The organism is Methylorubrum rhodesianum, from assembly GCF_014199985.1.
In the GTDB taxonomy this organism is placed as follows: Bacteria; Pseudomonadota; Alphaproteobacteria; order Rhizobiales; family Beijerinckiaceae; genus Methylobacterium; species Methylobacterium rhodesianum.
Genome location: NZ_JACHOS010000050.1, coordinates 1 through 1098, shown reverse-complemented (window position 1 = coordinate 1098; position 1098 = coordinate 1). Strand labels below are relative to the sequence as shown.

Sequence of the window (1098 nt, the reverse complement as noted above, 5' to 3'; positions counted from 1 at the left end):
GGCCCGACGACCAAGCGTCCGGGCTGGAGCCTGGATGCCCTCGCCGGCGCCGCGCTCGGCCGCTCGCACCGCTCGGCCGCCGGCAAGGCCAAGCTCGCCCAGGCCATCGAACTCACCCGCACCGTCCTGCGCGTGCCCGCCGACTACCGCATCGGCATCGTCCCTGGATCCGATACCGGCGCCGTCGAGATGGCGATGTGGTCGATGCTCGGCCCGAAGACCGTCGAGGTCATGGCCTGGGATTCCTTCGGCGCCGAGTGGGTCACCGACGCCCTCAAGGAACTCAAGATCGACCCGATCGTGCATGTCGGCGAGCACGGCCTCCTGCCCAAGCTCGAGGCGATCGACACCCGGAACAACGACGTCGTCTTCACCTGGAACGGCACCACCGCCGGCGTGAAGGTCCCGCACAGCGACTGGATCGCCGACGACCGCGAGGGCCTCACCATCTGCGACGCGACCTCGGCCGCCTTCGCGATGCCGCTGCCCTGGGACAAGCTCGATGTCGTCACCTATTCCTGGCAGAAGGTGATGGGCGGCGAGGCCGCGCACGGCATGCTGATCCTCTCGCCGCGCGCCGTGGCGCGCCTGGAGAGCCACACGCCGGCCTGGCCGATCCCGAAGGTGTTCCGCCTGACCAAGGGCGGCCGGCTGATCGAGGGCATCTTCAAGGGCGACACCATCAACACGCCCTCGATGCTGGCGGTCGAGGACTACCTCGACACGCTGACCTGGGCCGAGCGCATCGGCGGCCTCGACGCGCTGCATGCGCGGGCCGACGCCAATGCGCGGGTGATCCACGAGTGGGTGGCGCGCACGCCCTGGATCGGCCATCTCGCGGTGGATCCGGCGACCTACTCGAACACGGGCGTCTGCCTGGTGATCACCGATCCGGACGTGCTCGCCAAGGGCGACGAGGTGGTCAAGAAGGTCGCCGCCGGCATCGTCACGCGGCTTGAGGGTGAGGGCGTGGCCTTCGACTTCGGCGCCTACCGCGACGCGCCGGCGGGCCTGCGCATCTGGTGCGGGGCCACCGTCGAGGCCTCCGACCTGGCCGCCCTCACGCCCTGGCTCGACTGGGCCTTCGCCCAGGAGAAG

Annotated in this window: 1 protein-coding gene; it reads left to right on the top strand. The window is 70.4% G+C overall.

All coding sequences use genetic code 11. The annotated features are described in order from the left end of the window. On the top strand, positions 1-1098 hold a 1098-nt coding region (locus tag HNR01_RS27330), incomplete at both ends, for a phosphoserine transaminase (protein ID WP_183671087.1).